Origin of the sequence: Nocardioides sp. zg-1308 (genome assembly GCF_013155375.1) — a bacterium.
GTDB lineage: Bacteria > Actinomycetota > Actinomycetes > Propionibacteriales > Nocardioidaceae > Nocardioides > Nocardioides renjunii.
Genome location: NZ_JABJQY010000002.1, coordinates 2,513,167 through 2,528,633, shown reverse-complemented (window position 1 = coordinate 2,528,633; position 15,467 = coordinate 2,513,167). Strand labels below are relative to the sequence as shown.

At 72.3% G+C, this 15,467-nt stretch carries 12 protein-coding genes and 1 tRNA gene; 4 read left to right on the top strand and 9 right to left on the bottom strand.

Features of this window, described 5'->3' with window-relative positions; translation table 11 throughout:
* Nucleotides 1-23: 23 nt before the first annotated feature.
* The 7 genes from rpmE to argS form a co-directional block, all read right to left on the bottom strand.
* Nucleotides 24-266 (bottom strand): 50S ribosomal protein L31, encoded by a 243-nt coding sequence (gene rpmE, locus HN031_RS13995; protein ID WP_172270821.1) that lies wholly within the window; start codon nucleotides 264-266, stop codon nucleotides 24-26.
* 161 nt (nucleotides 267-427) lie between these two features.
* Nucleotides 428-2,359: a transcription termination factor Rho gene (rho, locus tag HN031_RS13990; protein WP_172270819.1), complete on the bottom strand. Its 1,932-nt coding sequence runs from the start codon at nucleotides 2,357-2,359 to the stop codon at nucleotides 428-430.
* A 120-nt stretch (nucleotides 2,360-2,479) separates the two neighbouring features.
* Nucleotides 2,480-3,379: a homoserine kinase gene (gene thrB / locus HN031_RS13985; RefSeq protein ID WP_172270817.1), complete on the bottom strand. Its 900-nt coding sequence runs from the start codon at nucleotides 3,377-3,379 to the stop codon at nucleotides 2,480-2,482.
* Nucleotide 3,380: 1 nt separating this feature from the next.
* Nucleotides 3,381-4,457, bottom strand: a complete 1,077-nt coding sequence (thrC, locus tag HN031_RS13980; protein WP_172270815.1) for a threonine synthase — start codon at nucleotides 4,455-4,457, stop codon at nucleotides 3,381-3,383.
* Nucleotides 4,454-5,770, bottom strand: a complete 1,317-nt coding sequence (locus HN031_RS13975; protein WP_172270813.1) for a homoserine dehydrogenase — start codon at nucleotides 5,768-5,770, stop codon at nucleotides 4,454-4,456. The genes thrC and HN031_RS13975 overlap by 4 nt, the downstream gene beginning before the upstream one ends.
* On the bottom strand, nucleotides 5,763-7,172 hold the full coding sequence (lysA, locus tag HN031_RS13970; protein WP_172270811.1) for a diaminopimelate decarboxylase: 1,410 nt from the start codon (nucleotides 7,170-7,172) through the stop codon (nucleotides 5,763-5,765). The genes HN031_RS13975 and lysA overlap by 8 nt, the downstream gene beginning before the upstream one ends.
* Nucleotides 7,173-7,178: 6 nt before the next feature.
* A complete protein-coding gene (argS, locus tag HN031_RS13965; RefSeq protein ID WP_172270809.1) occupies nucleotides 7,179-8,864 on the bottom strand; it encodes an arginine--tRNA ligase in 1,686 nt (561 codons plus the stop codon).
* A 107-nt stretch (nucleotides 8,865-8,971) separates the two neighbouring features.
* Here argS and HN031_RS13960 point away from each other — a divergent pair, with 107 nt between their 5' ends.
* The gene (locus HN031_RS13960; protein ID WP_172270807.1) at nucleotides 8,972-9,469 is read left to right on the top strand and encodes a thioesterase family protein; all 498 of its coding nucleotides are present in this window, start codon (nucleotides 8,972-8,974) and stop codon (nucleotides 9,467-9,469) included.
* 92 nt (nucleotides 9,470-9,561) lie between these two features.
* Nucleotides 9,562-9,634: transfer RNA gene (locus HN031_RS13955), tRNA-Arg, on the top strand.
* A 53-nt stretch (nucleotides 9,635-9,687) separates the two neighbouring features.
* On the opposite strand, the gene HN031_RS13950 is transcribed toward HN031_RS13955, so the two are convergent.
* Nucleotides 9,688-10,635, bottom strand: coding sequence for an LCP family protein (locus HN031_RS13950; RefSeq protein WP_172270805.1), 948 nt, complete (start codon nucleotides 10,633-10,635; stop codon nucleotides 9,688-9,690).
* Nucleotides 10,635-11,246 (bottom strand): hypothetical protein, encoded by a 612-nt coding sequence (locus HN031_RS13945; RefSeq protein ID WP_172270803.1) that lies wholly within the window; start codon nucleotides 11,244-11,246, stop codon nucleotides 10,635-10,637. Before HN031_RS13945 ends, HN031_RS13950 begins: the two co-directional genes overlap by 1 nt.
* A gap of 121 nt (nucleotides 11,247-11,367) precedes the next feature.
* Here HN031_RS13945 and HN031_RS13940 point away from each other — a divergent pair, with 121 nt between their 5' ends.
* On the top strand, nucleotides 11,368-15,261 hold the full coding sequence (locus tag HN031_RS13940) for a multifunctional oxoglutarate decarboxylase/oxoglutarate dehydrogenase thiamine pyrophosphate-binding subunit/dihydrolipoyllysine-residue succinyltransferase subunit (protein ID WP_172270801.1): 3,894 nt from the start codon (nucleotides 11,368-11,370) through the stop codon (nucleotides 15,259-15,261).
* Nucleotides 15,262-15,277: 16 nt separating this feature from the next.
* Nucleotides 15,278-15,454 carry a DUF6104 family protein gene (locus tag HN031_RS13935; RefSeq protein WP_172270799.1) on the top strand — a complete coding sequence of 59 codons (177 nt, stop codon included), beginning with the start codon at nucleotides 15,278-15,280 and terminating at the stop codon, nucleotides 15,452-15,454.
* Nucleotides 15,455-15,467: the final 13 nt, after the last annotated feature.

Below are 15,467 nucleotides of genomic sequence, written 5' to 3'. Positions count from 1 at the left end.
GGGCGACCGGCGCCTGGACGTGGCTACTTGCTGTCGGAGGTCTCGGCAGGTGCGGCCGGGGCCTTCTTGGCGTAGCGGGCCTCGAACCGGGCGACGCGGCCGCCGGTGTCGAGGATCTTCTGCTTGCCGGTGTAGAAGGGGTGGCACTGCGAGCAGACGTCGGCGTGGATGCTGCCGGAGGTCGCGGTGCTGCGGGTGGTGAACGACGCGCCGCACGTGCAGGTGACGGCGGTCTCGACGTAGTCGGGGTGGGTGTCCTTCTTCATGGTGTCCTCTCGATTGCTCCGGGTCGCCTGCGTGGATCGCGTGACGTGAACCGGAACCGGCGCACAAGTGTGCCACCGGTCTGAACAACGGCGCCAATCCGGGGATTCCCGCCGGGCCGGCGAGGTCGGCGGCGGGCCCGGCGGGCGCCTGGGCGGAGGCCTCAGCGGGAGCCGAAGACCTTCGCGACGGCGGGAGCCGAGTCGGCGGCGGCCAGCTGCTTGCGCAGGTCACCGACGACCGCGCCCTCCGCGGGGGCGAGCAGCTTCTCCTCGTGCCGGGTGCCCGAGGCCGTGACGTCCACGGCCGGCAGGATCCCCCGCGCCGCCCGCTCGGCGCTGAGCACCAGCTCGAGGTTGGCGGTGCCGGTGAGCTCCTCGAGGAAGAACTCGTCGATGGCCGACCCGGTGCCCACGGAGACCGCGGCAAGGATGGTCAGCGAGCCGCCGTCCTCGATCTTGCGGGCGGCGCCGAAGAACTCCTTGGTCGGGTGCACCGCCGAGGCGTCCACGACGCCACCGAGGATGCGGCCGTTGGCTGGCGCGGCGAGGTTGTAGGCCCGGCCCAGCCGGGTGAGCGAGTCGAGCAGCACGACGACGTCGTGGCCCAGCTCGACGAGGCGCTTGGCGCGCTCGATGGCGAGCTCGGCGACCAGGGTGTGGTCGGCCGGCTGGCGGTCGAACGTCGAGGCGATGACCTCGCCCTTCACGGCGCGCTGGAAGTCGGTGACCTCCTCGGGGCGCGTGTCGACCAGCACCACCATCACGTGGCACTCGGGGTTGTTCGTCGTCACCGACTGGGCGATCGACTGCAGCAGCGAGGTGGCACCCGTGCGCGGCGGGGCGAGGATCAGCCCGCGCTGGCCCTTGCCCACGGGAGCGGCGATGTCGATGACCCGCCCGGTGGGGTTGGCGTCGTCGGTCGCGAGTCGCAGGCGCTGGTGCGGGTGGACCGGGACCGCGTCGGAGAACTCGGCGCGCTCCTTGGCCCCGTCGGCCTCGGTGCCGTTGACGCTGTCGATGCGCACCATCGGGTTGAACTTCTCGCGGCGCTCGCCCTCGCGGGGCTGGCGCACCTGGCCGACGACGGCGTCGCCGCGGCGCAGGTGGTACTTCCGCACCATCGACAGCGACAGGTAGACGTCCTCCGGGCCGGGCAGGTAGCCCGAGGTGCGCACGAAGGCGCAGTTGTCGAGCACGTCGAGGATGCCGGCCGCCGGCACCAGCACGTCGTCCTCGAGGATCGTGGTGTCCGGCTCGTTGCGCCCACCCGCGCGGGCGGGCGTACGGTCGCGACCGCGGCGGCGGCGGTTGCGGCGGCTGCCGCCCTCGCCGTCGTCGTCGTCGTCGAGCTGCTGGCTCTGCTGCTGCTGGGCCTGCTGGGCCTGCTGCTGCTGGGCGTGCTGCTGCTGGGCCTGCTGCTGGCTCTGCTTGCCCTGTCGCTGGCCCTGCTGCTGGACCTGCTGCTCGTTGCCGCCCTGCTCCTGGCGGTCCTGGCGGTCCTGGCGGTCCTGGCGCGACTGGCGGTCCTGACGGTCCTGGCGGTCCGTCTTGTCCTGCCGGGCCTTCTCCTGCTGCCGGTCCTGCTGCTTGTCCTGCTGCTTGTCCTGCTGCCGGTCCCGCTGGCGGGGAGCGGACTGGTCGGACTGCTCGGCGTCCTGGTCTGTGGGCTGGTCGGTCGGCTGGTCGGCGGGCCGGTCGGCACGCTGCTCGGCCTGCTCGGCCTGGCGCTGCTTGCGGGTCCGGGTGCGGACCGTCGTCTGGGGAGCGGGGTCCTCCGCGGCGGGCGCCGACGCGCTGCTCGGCTGCTCGGCAGTGGCCTGCTCACCTCGCGGCTGCCCGGCGGGGGCCTGCTCGGCCTTCGGCTGGGTGCCGCCGCCCTGGGCTGACCTGATCGCGTCGACGAGCTGCGCCTTCTTCATCGAGCCGGCACCGGGGATGCCGAGGCCGGCGGCCATCGACTTCAGGTCGGCGAGCAGCATCGAGCCGAGGCCGGCCGACCTCGAGCCCGACCGGGGGGCCGACTTCGAGGCCGCCTTCTTGGCGGGCTTGCCCGCCTCAGCGGTCTCGGGGGCGGCAGAGGCAGTCTCGGTCACGTGGATCCTTCGCACGTTGCGTCGCCTGCGTGACCGGACGAGCGGCCCGCGAGGCGGATGGTGGTCGCCCGTGCACGCAGTCAGAGACCGGGGCGGGCAGGTGCGCCGAACGGCGCGCGGTCAGGTTAGCAGGACGGCGCCGCTGGGCTCGATCGCCAGGTCGTGGCACGCCCAGCCGTCCGGGCACCGCTGGGTCAGGGCGGCCGTGTCGGTGGTCCCGAACGCCAGGACGGTGGGCCCGGCGCCGGAGACGACGGCGGGTACGCCGTGGCTGCGCAGGCGGCGTACGAGGGCGAGCGTCTCGGGCATCGCGGGCTCGCGCTGGTCCTGGTGCAGCCAGTCGCGGGTGGCCGCGAGCAGGTGCTCGGGCTGCCCGGTGAGGGCCGCGACCAGGAGGGCGGCGCGACCGGAGTTGGCGGCAGCGTCGGCGTGGGGCACAGAGCCGGGCAGCAGCCCGCGCGCGACCACGGTCTCGACACCGGTGGGTGGGACGAAGACGACGGCCGTGACGCGCGGGTCGACGCCGGCGCGCACGGCGTACCAGCGCCCGTCCTCGCGGCCGGAGATGACGAAGCCGCCGTAGAAGGCCGGCGCGACGTTGTCGGGGTGGCCCTCGAGGTCGGCGGCGAGCTCGAACAGCGAGTCGTCGGAGGCGAGCAGCTGGCCACCGGCCACGAGCGCGCGGGCGAGCACGACCCCCGCGACGATCGCCGCCGACGAGGAGCCGAGGCCCCGCGCGTGCGGGATCACGTTGCGGCAGGACAGGCGCAGACCGGGCGGCTGCTCCCCCATCAGCGCGAAGGCCGCACGCATCGACCGCACCACGAGGTGCGACTCGTCGCGCGGCACGGCGTCGGCACCCGCGCCCGCCACGTCGACGACGAGGCCGTCCGGCAGCACCTCCGCCTCGAGCTCGTCGCGCAGGGAGAGGGCGAGGCCGAGCGTGTCGTAGCCGGGGCCGAGGTTCGCCGAGGTGGCCGGGACGCTCACCCGCACCGGGCCGTCGACGAAGGTCGGCACCTCAGGCCAGTCCCGCCGCGGCAGCAGCGGTGGCCACGTCCGCGTCGACGACCGTGTCGACGATCTCGCCGCACGACTCCAGCGCCGTGGCGGTGTCCTTGAGCCCGTGGCCGGTGACGGTGATGACGGTGGTCGTCCCGGCGAGGCTCCGGCCGGAGTCGAGCACGGCCAGCAGCCCCGCGACGCCGGCCGCCGAGGCCGGCTCGACGAAGACGCCGTCGTGACGGGCCAGCTCGAGCTGCGCGGCGAGGATCTGCGCGTCGGAAAGGGCGGCGAAGCCACCGTCGGACTCCTTGGCCGCCTGCTCGGCGAGGTGCCACGACGCCGGGTTGCCCACGCGGATCGCGGTCGCCTTGGTCTCCGGGTCGGGGAACGGCTCGCCGGTCACCAGCGGCGCGGCGCCCTCGGCCTGGAAGCCGAGCATCCGCGGGCGCTTCGTGGCGCGGCCGAGCTCGGCGTACTGCTGGTAGCCGAGCCAGTAGGCCGAGATGTTGCCGGCGTTGCCGACGGGGAGCAGGTGGTGGTCGGGGGCGTCGCCGAGGAAGTCGACGACCTCGAACGACGCGGTCTTCTGGCCCTGGAGCCGGACCGGGTTGACCGAGTTGACCAGCTCGACGGGATAGCCCTTCGAGAGACCGATCGCCATCGACAGGCAGTCGTCGAAGTTGCCGCGCACCATGATCACCTGCGCGCCGTGCACGACGGCCTGGGCCAGCTTGCCCGCCGCGATCTTGCCCTCGGGGACGAGCACGAGCGGCTTGAGGCCGGCCTTCGCGGCGTACGCCGCCATGGACGCAGAGGTGTTGCCGGTCGAGGCGCAGACCACCGCCTCGGCACCCAGGTGCCGCGCGTGCGAGATCGCGGCCGTCATGCCGCGGTCCTTGAACGACCCGGTGGGGTTGTCGCCCTCGACCTTGAGCCACACCTCGCCGCGCGTCAGCCCGGAGAGCCACTCCGAGTGGACCAGCGGGGTGCCGCCCTCACGGAGCGTGACCGCGGGCATGTCCTGCGGCAGGTCGAGCAGCTCGCGGTACTCCTCGATGACGCCGCGCCACTGGTGGGTGCGCCGCCCGCTCACTCGCCGTCCCCTTCCACCCGCATCACCGAGGTGACCTCGCGGACGATGTCCATGCTCCGCAGCTGCTCGACGGTGGCGCTGAGCGCCGCGTCCGGGGCGGCGTGGGAGACGACGACGAGCTGGGCGTCGGCGCCGCGACCCTCCTGGCGCACCGTCTGGATCGACACGTCGTGGTCGGCGAAGGCGTTGGCGACCGCCGCGAGCACGCCCGCGCGGTCGTCGACGTCGATGGCGACGTGGTAGCGGGTGCGGGTCTCCCCCATCGGCAGCACCGCGCGGTCGGCGTAGGCCGACTCGCCGGCGCCGCGGGTGTCCGCGAGCCGGTTGCGCGCGACGGTCACGAGGTCGCCGAGCACGGCGCTCGCCGTCGGTGCGCCGCCGGCGCCGGGGCCGTAGAACATCAGCTGCCCGGCCGCCTCGGACTCGACGAAGACGGCGTTGTAGGCCTCGCGCACGCTGGCGAGCGGGTGCGAGCGCGGGATCATCGCCGGGTGCACCCGGGCGGCGACCTGGTCCTGGCCGTCCGGGCCCGGACGGAGCTCGCAGATCGCCAGCAGCTTGACCACCGCACCCATGTCGCGGGCGCTGGCGACGTCGGCGGCGGTCACCTCCGCGATGCCCTCGCGGTAGACGTCGGCGGCGGTGACGCGGGAGTGGAAGGCGAGGCTGGCCAGGATCGCGGCCTTGGCGGCGGCGTCGAAACCCTCGACGTCGGCCGTCGGGTCGGCCTCGGCGTAGCCGAGCTCCTGGGCCTCCTCGAGCGCCTCGGAGAACCCGGCGCCCGAGGTGTCCATCTTGTCGAGGATGAAGTTGGTGGTGCCGTTGACGATGCCCAGCACCCGGGTGACCCGGTCGCCGGCCAGCGACTCGCGCAGCGGTCGCAGGATCGGGATCGCCCCGGCGACGGCGGCCTCGTAGTAGAGGTCGCGCTCCGCCTTGGCGGCCGCCTCGAAGAGCGTCGGGCCGTCCTCGGCCAGCAGCGCCTTGTTGGCCGTCACCACGCTCGCGCCGTTGTCGAGGGCGGAGAGGATGAGCGTGCGCGCCGGCTCGAGACCGCCGATGACCTCGACGACCAGGTCGACGTCGTCGCGGGCCACGAGGCCCTCCGCGTCGGTGGTCAGCAGGCCGTCGGGGACCTCGACGTCGCGCGGTGCGTCGAGTCGGCGTACGGCGACGCCCACGAGCTCGACCGGCACCCCGACCCGGGCGGCGAGGTCGTCGTGCTGCTCGGCCAGCAGCCGCACCACCTGGGAGCCGACCGCACCGCAGCCGAGCACGGCCACCTTCAGGGAGCGCTTGTCACCGTCACTCATGAGGAACACCCACATCGGTCGCCAACAGGTCGGCCTCAGTCTCCCGCCGCAGCACGGTGAACGTCCTCCCGTCCCGAACTCCGATCACCGGAGGGCGAAGCGCGTGGTTGTAGTTGGACGCCATGGACCGGCAGTAGGCGCCCGTGCCGGGCACGGCGACGAGGTCACCGGGCTGCACGTCCCCGGGCAGGAACTCGTCCTTGACGACGATGTCGCCGGCCTCGCAGTGCTTGCCGACGACGCGAGCCAGCTCCGGTCGCGCCGCGGAGTCGCGGGAGGCGATCGTCGCGGAGTAGTCGGCGTCGTAGAGGGCAGTGCGGATGTTGTCGCTCATCCCACCGTCGACGGAGACGTAGGTGCGCCTGACGCCGCCGTCGAGGGCCACCTCCTTGACGGTGCCCACCTCGTAGACCGTGCACATCGCCGGCCCGACGATCGCCCGGCCGGGCTCGATGGACAGCCGCGGCTGCGCCACGCCGAGCGCCCGGCACTCGTGCTCGACGATCTTGGTCATCTCCGTCGCCAGCTGCGCGGGGTCGGAGGGGTCGTCCTGGGTGGTGTAGGCGATGCCGAAGCCACCGCCGAGGTCCAACTCGGGCATCTCGACCCCCACCTCGTCGGCCACCTGCGCGTGCAGCGCCAGCACGCGGCGGGCCGCCACCTCGAAGCCCGAGGTGTCGAAGATCTGGCTGCCGATGTGGCAGTGCAGCCCGAGCAGCCGCAGCCCCGGCGCGGCGTGCACGCGGCGCACCGCCTCGATCGCGTCGCCGCTGGAGATCGAGAAGCCGAACTTCTGGTCCTCGTGCGCCGTGGCGATGTACTCGTGGGTGTGCGCCTCGACGCCGGGCGTGACCCGCACCATCACGCCGACGGTGCGGCCCAGCTCGGCGCTGACGCCGGCGAGCCGCTCGATCTCCACGAAGGAGTCGACGACGATCCGGCCCACCCCGAGCTCGACGGCCCGCTCCAGCTCGCGCAGCGTCTTGTTGTTGCCGTGGAAGCCGACGCGCTCCATGGGGAACCCGGCGCGCTCGGCGACCGCCAGCTCGCCGCCGGAGCAGACGTCGAGGGACAGGCCGTCCTCGGCGAGCCAGCGCGCGACCGTGGTGCAGAGGAAGGCCTTGCCGGCGTAGAAGACCTCGTAGCCGGCGAACGCGTCGCGGAAGGCGCGCGCCCGGCCGCGGAGGTCGACCTCGTCGAGGACGTACGCCGGCGAGCCGTGCTCACGGACCAGGTCGGGCAGCGGCACGCCGCCGACGCTCAGGACGCCGTCGGTCTTGGTCGCGGTCCGCGACCACAGCAGCGCGACGAGCTCGTTGGGGTCGCCGGGCTCACGCAGCCAGTGCGGCCCGCGCAGGGCGCCGTCGGCGTGCGCCCAGCCGGAGGGATGGGCGGTCGGCACGCCCGATCACATCCTCTCGGGAGCGGAGACGCCGAGCAGGGCCAGGCCGTTGGCCAGGACCGTCCGCACGGCGTGCACCAGGACGAGGCGCGCCTCGTTGGTCGGGGTGACCGGCTCGTCGCCGATCGGCAGCATGCGGCACTCCTTGGTGTCATACCACTTGTTGAAGACCGACGCGGTGTCCTCGAGGTAGCGCGCGACCCGGTGCGGGGCACGCAGCTCGGCGGCCGCCGTGACCACCCGCGGGAGCTCGGCCAGCGCCCGCAGCAGCCGTCCGTCGAGCTCGTGCGACAGCAGCGTCGGGTCGAACGCGTCGCCCGGCAGCGTCATGCCGAGGTCGGCGGCGTTCTCGATCATCCGGCAGGTGCGCGCGTGGGCATACTGCACGTAGTAGACCGGGTTGTCGTTGTGCGCCCGGGCCCACAGGTCGAGGTCGAGGTCGATGTTGGTGTCGTTGGTGTAGCGCGCCAGCGCGTAGCGCGACGCGTCCACACCGATGGCGTCCACCAGGTCGTTGATCGTGACGGTCGTGCCGGCGCGCTTGGACATCCGCATCGGCTGCCCGTCGCGCAGCAGGTTGACCATCTGGCCGATGAGGATCTCGAGGTCCTTGCCCGGCTCGTCGCCGAAGGCGGCGCACATGGCGTTCATCCGGCCGACGTAGCCGTGGTGGTCCGCGCCGAGCATGATGAAGCAGCGGTCGAAGCCGCGCTCCTTCTTGTCCAGGTAGTAGGCCAGGTCGCCCGAGATGTAGGCAGCCTGACCGTCGGACTTGATGATCACCCGGTCCTTGTCGTCGCCGTACTTCTCGGTGCGCAGCCAGAGCGCCCCGTCGGTCTCGTAGGTGTTGCCCATCTCGGTGAGCCGCTCGATCGCGCGCCCCACGGCGCCCGACTCGTGCAGGTTGTTCTCGTGGAAGTAGACGTCGAAGTCGACGCCGAAGTCGTGGAGCGACTGCTTGATCTCGGCGAACATCAGCTCGACGCCCTCGGCGCGGAAGACCTCCTGCGCCTCGTCCTCGGGCAGGTCGAGGACCTCGGGCCGCTTGGCGACGACGTCCTTGGCGATCTCCTCGATGTAGGCGCCGCCGTAGCCGTCCTCCGGGACGGGCCGTCCCTTGGCCCAGGCGAGCAGGGACGAGCTGAACCGGTCGAGCTGGGCGCCGTGGTCGTTGAAGTAGTACTCCCGCGTCACCTCTGCGCCGGAGAAGGTGAAGACCCGGCCCAGGGCGTCGCCGACGGCGGCCCACCGGACGGCGCCGATGTGCAGCGGCCCTGTGGGGTTGGCAGAGACGAACTCGAGGTTGATCTTCTCGCCCGCGAACGCGTCGGAGGAGCCGTACGCGTCCCCCGCCGCGACGATGTCGGCCGCGACCTGGCCCTGCGCGCCGGCCTCGACCGTGACGTTGAGGAACCCCGGACCCGCGACCTCGACGTCGCTGACGCCGGACGAGGAGCGCAGCCGCTCGGCGACGAGCTCGGCGAAGGCGCGCGGGTTGGTCGGCTCCCCGCCGACCTGCACCTTCTTGCCCAGCTGGAGCGCGACGTTGGTGGCGTAGTCGCCGTGGCCCTTCTGCCGGGGTCGCTCCACCGTGACCTGGGTCGGCACGCCGTCGGGCAGCGTGATCGCGCCGTCGGCCACGAGGGCCCCCAGCGCGTCGACGATGGTCTCGGAGAGCTGATCAGGATTCACCGGGCAAGCCTATCGGCGGCGCCTGCCACCGACCGAACCGGTTTCACGCCCTGGCACCCGGCTGCGCCGCGGGTCACACCGGGGGAACTGGCCTATGGTTCTCCGCTGTGACGACGCACCCCACCTACGACCAGCTGGTCGACCTCCCGGCCTATGTCGAGCAGCCCGTGCCGATGCCGTTCGAGGACATCAACGGGCACCTCAACGTCCGCCACTACATCGGCATCGCCAGCGAGGGCCTCGACGAGTCGCTGGTCGAGGTCGGCATCGGACAGATGTGGCCGCTGACGCACGGTCAGGCCTGCTTCACCGCCGAGCACCACGTCACCTACCTGAGCGAGCTGCGCACCGGCGACACCATGTCCGCCCGGGTGCGCCTCCTCGGAAGGTCCGAGCGGGCTGCGCACGTGCTCGTCTACCTGCTCGACGAGACCCACCGGACGGTGGCCTGCGTGGTCGAGGAGATCTTCCTGCACATCGACCTCTCCACCCGTCGGACCGCGCCGTGGCCCGAGGAGGTGGCCGCCGCCCTCGACGCCCGGGTGGCCGAGCACCAGGCGCTGGACTTCCCGGCGACGACGTCCGGCTCGCTCGCGCTGCGCTGACGCGACGCGCCGCGCGAGGCGGTTTCACGACCCGGTCGGCGGACCGGTAGTCTTCACCGCGCACCGGCCCGGGACGCCCCGGGACCGCGCAGGCCTCCGTAGCTCAGGGGATAGAGCACTGGTTTCCGGTACCAGGTGCCGCAGGTTCGAATCCTGCCGGAGGCGCAGACAGCGGCAGCACCCCCAGGGTGCTGCCGCTGGTGCTTTCCCGGGACGGGTCAACAGCCCCGCAGGGCGGCGTCGGTCCGGGCCTCGCGACCCAGGCGACGGGCCTGGGCGACGTCGGGGAAGACCACGCTGGCCGCGCCGACGTAGCCGATCCGGCCGCGGACGACGCAGGTGGTGATCCTGCGCGGGTCCACCTGCGCGACCGCCTGCGCGAGCTGGAACAGCTCGGCCGGCGAGGCGTTCGTGTCCATGTGCTCCATCACCGTCATCACGCCGCGCTCGATGAATCCCGGCCGGTCGGCTTGCGACCGGATGCGCGCATGGATGCCGCGCAGGGTGCGCTGCTGGTTGGCGGAGCGGTCGAAGTCGCCGCCGGCCAGGCCCTTGCGGATGCGGGAGAACGCCATCGCGTTGTAGCCGTCGAGGTGGATCCGGCCCCGCCCGAAGCCCTCCTTCTTGAGGTAGGGGTCCTGGAACCGGCGCGGGTTGGACACGGTGATGCCACCGATGTCGTCGACCATGTCCTCGAAGAACGGGAACCGGCTCACCATCACGTAGTCGGCCTCGATGCCCACCAGGTTGTGCATGGCGCCGGCCATGCCGCGCGGGCCCGCGAAGTAGAGGGCGGAGTTGATCTTCTCCCGCCCGTGCCCGGGGATCTCGACCCACGAGTCGCGGGGCACGCCGATCGCCGTGGCCGAGCCGGTGCGGGTGTTGATGCCGACGAGCTGCAGCGCGTCGCCGCGAGCCCTCGTCATCGCCTCGCCGGGACGCGCGTCCGAGCCCACGGCGAGGATCCAGACCACGTCCTCGCCGCCCGTGGCGACCCCCTGCGCGTGCCGGATCTTCACCAGGCTGACGTCCGTGGGGTGCACGGCGGACTGCGGGACGACCAGCGCGGTGACGGCCAGGACGGCGGCCAGGGCGACCGCCCGGGCGACCGCCCGGGCGACCCGGCGGGAGCGGCGCAGGAGGCGCAGGTGCTGCTGGGGCTCCATCACTTCGATCCCTTCGCGACGTCGTAGCCGAAGACGCGCCAACCGCCCGCGCCGTGGACGAGGAAGAGCCGGCCGCGGACGGTCGTCGTCGCGCTCCGCTGGCCCGTGGTGTCGAACCGGAGGACGAACTGTGCGGTGACCGACCGCGCCCGCCCGTCCGTGGCGAGGATGTCGAGCGCCACCGACCGGTGCCGGGGAGTCACCGAGTCGATGCGCCGGGCCTGCGTCTCGTTGGTGAGCAGCGCCTTGTCGGCGCGGGCCCGCTGCTCGGCCCCGGTGGTGAAGCCCGGGAACGCCGACGGGAAGCCGGTGCGGGGGTAGGACCCACCGAGGTAGGCGGCCTCCCACCAGCCGTCCACGACCTCGCCCACCTGCTCGCGCACCTGCTTGCGGCGCGCCTCGGACAGCCGGCCGTGGACGCGGTGGATCCGGGTCCTCGTCGGCGCCGGCTGGGAGGCCAGCGAGGCCTGCGCATCCCCTCGGCTGAGCCTCTGGGGGGAGGCGGACGGGTCCGTGCCGGACCGGCAGGCGGAGAGGGTGACGAGCAGGGCGAGCCCGAGCGCCGCGCAGCGGCGGGCCCCCGGACGGCGGCCCGGTGTGGGGCTTGGCATGACGACTCCAGAGCAGGTGGTGCGGGTGTGCGCCACACCATGCCCCAAAGGACGAGCCCGCCCCTGCATTTGCGTGCGTGTGCGACTAGCCTTGTCTGCGACTTGGTCAAACCCTCGCGCGATGAGATCTGGAAGAGGCGAAACAAGCGTGGCGCAGTCCCCGAACGGGCAGTCCGGCAACCAGTCCTCGGTTGCACCGTCATCTGACCTGGGAGCCAACGAGTGGCTCGTGGAGGAGATGAAGGAGCAGTACGACAAGGACCCCGGGAGCGTGGGTCCCGAGTGGGCGGCCTACTTCGGCAACGGGGCCAGTGCCCCCGCCCGGTCCGAGACGGCAGCACCCGCCTCGGCGCCCGCCAAGGCCGGCGCGGCCGCTCCCGCCAGGGCCCCCGCCGCCGCTCCCGCCAAGGCCCCCGCCGCCGCTCCCGCCAAGGCCCCCGCCGCCGCTCCCGCGAAGGCGCCGGAGCCCGCCCAGAAGGCCCCCGAGGCGAAGTCCGAGGCGAAGCCCGCCGCGAAGTCCGCCGCCGCGGCCCCGACGTCGACGCCGCGCCCGGCCGCCCAGGCCGACGAGCCGGCCAAGGGCACCAGCGCCCCCGTGGCGAAGGACCCCACGCCGCCCGCGCCGTCGCAGAGCGGCGACGAGCCGACCTACACCGTCCTGCGCGGCGCTCCGGCCCGCACCGCGGCCAACATGGACGCCTCGCTGACCGTCCCGACCGCCACGTCCGTGCGCTCGGTGCCGGTGAAGCTGCTGTGGGACAACCGCACGGTCATCAACAACCACCTCGCCCGCGCCCGCGGCGGCAAGGTGTCGTTCACCCACATCATCGGCTACGCCCTGGTGAAGGCGCTGCGCTCGATGCCCGAGATGAACGTGGGCTACACCGTCGTCGACGGCAAGCCCAACCTCATCACGCCCGCGCACATCAACCTCGGCCTCGCCATCGACATGCAGAAGCCCGACGGCACCCGCCAGCTGCTGGTGCCGAGCATCAAGGGCGCCGAGGCGATGGACTTCGCCGCCTTCTGGACCGCCTACGAGGAGATGGTCCGCAAGGCGCGCGACGGCAAGCTCACCGTCGCCGACTTCCAGGGCACCACGATCTCGCTGACCAACCCCGGCGGCATCGGCACCGTGCACTCGGTGCCCCGCCTCATGGCCGGCCAGGGCGCGATCATCGGCGTCGGCGCGATGGAGTACTCCCCGGAGTGGCAGGGCGCCTCCGAGGAGGCGATCAACCGCAACGCCATCAGCAAGGCCATGACGCTGACCTCCACCTACGACCACCGCGTCATCCAGGGTGCGCAGTCGGGTGAGTTCCTCAAGCGCGTGCACGCCCTGCTCATCGGCGAGAACGGCTTCTACGACGAGATCTTCCGCTCGCTGCGGATCCCCTACGAGCCCATCCGCTGGGCCCGCGACGTCGTGGCGAGCCACGACGACGACATCGTCAAGCAGGCCCGCATCCTCGAGCTCATCCACGCCTACCGGGTCCGCGGCCACCTCATGGCCGACACCGACCCGCTGGAGTACCGCCAGCGCAGCCACCCCGACCTCGAGATCGAGTCGCACGGGCTCACGCTGTGGGACCTCGACCGCGAGTTCGCCACCGGGTCCTTCGGTGGCGAGGGCCGCCGCTTCATGAAGCTGCGCAACATCCTCGGCATCCTGCGCGACTCCTACTGCCGCACGACCGGCATCGAGTACATGCACATCATGGACCCCGAGCAGCGCCAGTGGATCCAGGAGCGCGTGGAGCAGCCGCACGTGAAGCCGCCCCGCGAGGAGCAGCTCCGCATCCTGCTCAAGCTCAACCAGGCCGAGGCGTTCGAGACCTTCCTGCAGACGAAGTTCGTCGGGCAGAAGCGGTTCAGCCTCGAGGGCGGCGAGACGACCATCCCGCTGGTCGACGAGATCTGCGAGGCGGCCGCCGAGGCCGGCCTCGACGAGGTCACCATCGGCATGGCCCACCGCGGGCGGCTCAACATGCTGGCCAACATCGTCGGCAAGAAGTACAGCCAGATCTTCCGCGAGTTCGAGGGCAACATCGACCCGCGCACCGTGCAGGGCTCGGGCGACGTGAAGTACCACCTCGGCGCCGAGGGCGAGTTCGTCGCCGGCTCGGGCGACAAGATCAAGGTGTCGGTCGCCGCGAACCCCTCGCACCTCGAGGCGGTCAACCCGGTGCTCGAGGGCATCGCCCGCGCCAAGCAGGACATCCTCGACCAGGGCGAGAAGTTCCCGGTCCTCCCGCTCCTGGTGCACGGTGACGCCGCCTTCGCCGGCCAGGGCGTGGTCGCGGAGACGCTCAACCTCTCCCAGCTGCGCGGCTACCGCACCGGCGGCACCGTGCACGTGGTGATCAACAACCAGGTCGGCTTCACCACCGCGCCCGGGTCCTCGCGCTCCTCCCTCTACGCCACCGACGTGGCGCGGATGGTGCAGGCGCCGATCTTCCACGTCAACGGCGACGACCCGGAGGCGTGCATCCGCGTCGCGCGGCTCGCCTTCGACTACCGCCAGGCGTTCAAGAAGGACGTCGTCATCGACCTCGTCTGCTACCGCCGCCGCGGCCACAACGAGGGCGACGACCCGTCCTACACGCAGCCGCTGATGTACGACCTCATCGAGCAGAAGCGCTCGGTGCGCAAGCTCTACACCGAGTCCCTCATCGGTCGCGGCGACATCACGATCGAGGAGGCCGAGCAGGTCCTCAAGGACTACCAGCAGCAGCTCGAGCGGGTCTTCACCGAGGTGCGCGAGGCCAGCTCCGAGGCGCCGACGGAGTGGACGACCGTCCCGGACTACCCCGACAAGCCCGCCGGCGACTTCTCGACCGCGGTCACGCCGGAGGTCCTCAAGCGGATCGCCGACAGCTACGTCACCCCGCCCGAGGGCTTCACCGTGCACCCCAAGGTGATGCCGCAGCTGCAGCGCCGCTCCGCAGCGATCACCGACGGTCCCATCGACTGGGGCACCGGCGAGATCCTGGCGTTCGGCTCGCTGCTGATGGACGGCCGCCCGGTCCGCCTGGCGGGCCAGGACTCGCGTCGCGGCACCTTCGTGCAGCGGTTCGCCACGATCATCGACCGCACCAACGCCGACGAGTGGACCCCCCTGACCAACCTCACCGAGGACCAGTCGAAGTTCCACATCTACGACTCGCTGCTCTCCGAGTACGCCGCCCTCGGCTTCGAGTACGGCTACTCCGTGGCGCGGCCCGAGGCGCTCGTGCTGTGGGAGGCGCAGTTCGGCGACTTCGTCAACGGCGCGCAGATCGTCATCGACGAGTTCATCTCCGCGGGCGAGACCAAGTGGCGCCAGCAGTCCGGCGTCGTGCTGCTCCTGCCCCACGGCTACGAGGGCCAGGGACCCGACCACTCGTCGGCGCGCATCGAACGCTTCCTCGCCATGTCGGCCGAGAACGCCATGGTCGTCGCGCAGCCGTCCAGCCCGGCCTCCTACTTCCATCTGCTGCGCCGGCACTCCCTGGGCGAGGAGCACCGTCCCCTGATCGTGTTCACGCCCAAGTCGATGCTCAAGCGCAAGGAGGCGGCCTCCCAGCCGGCCGACTTCGTCGGGGACACCACGTTCCGCCCGTTCATCGGCGACGACCGGGCCGACGCCTCGCAGGTCGAGGTGCTGCTCATGTGCTCGGGCCGGGTGACGTGGGACCTGATGGTCGAGCGCACCAAGCGCGAGGACGGGGCGAAGTTCGCGATCGGTCGCATCGAGCGGCTCTACCCCAACCCGCTCGACGAGATCCGCGCGGAGGTGGCGAAGTACCCCAACCTCAAGGCGATCCGCTGGGTGCAGGACGAGCCGCGCAACATGGGCCCGTGGCCGCACTACCAGCTCGGCGTCTGGCCCGAGCTCGGCCTCACGGTCGAGCCGGTCACGCGGCCGTCGTCGGCGTCGCCGTCGGTGGGCACCGTGAAGCGCCACGTCGAGGAGCAGAAGACGCTGCTCGACGCCGCGTTCGCCTCGCCCGACGCTCGCGGCACCGACTACTGAGCCGGTCCGCACGCCGATGTACTTCACCGACCGCGGCATCGAGGAGCTCGAGCGGCGCCGGGGTGACGAGGAGGTCACCCTGGCGTGGCTCGCCGAGCAGCTGCAGGCCTTCGTCGACGCCCACCCCGAGTTCGAGACGCCGGTCGAGCGGCTCGCGACCTGGCTGGCCAGGCTGGACGACCCGGAGGACTAGTCGGGTCCGGGCC